This window comes from Pollutimonas rozaliensis, from assembly GCF_048751585.1.
Classification (GTDB): domain Bacteria; phylum Pseudomonadota; class Gammaproteobacteria; order Burkholderiales; family Burkholderiaceae_B.
The window spans coordinates 1-260 of the sequence record NZ_JAZHOB010000208.1 but is presented as its reverse complement, the minus strand read 5'-3'; the positions used below and the strand labels follow the sequence as shown (position 1 = coordinate 260).

The following is a 260-nucleotide window of genomic DNA, read 5'->3' as shown; positions in this document are numbered from 1 at the left end:
GCGCGATGAACAGCGGTAGCCCGAGCAGCATGTGTACCAGAAAGACGCCCAACATGGCCAGAATCATGACGGTTCCCCTGCATCGGTTTGCTCTTGGGGAGTGGGCTCCAGAAGGCCTGGCAGCGGCGCGGGCCCATACCAAAAGACGTGCCAGGCCAACAGCGAAAACCCAATCGGCATGGACATGAGCGGCAGGGTGCGGCTTACGCCTAACCCTGACGTCGTAAACATGCTGACCGACTGCGCATAGCGATAGCTTA

The 260-nt window shown here is 59.6% G+C and carries 1 protein-coding gene; it reads right to left on the bottom strand.

Going from position 1 to position 260, the window contains the following annotated elements:
* Nucleotides 1–63: 63 nt before the first annotated feature.
* Nucleotides 64–260: hypothetical protein (locus V0R37_RS22615; protein WP_420376625.1), on the bottom strand; the 197-nt coding region annotated here is incomplete at its 5' end.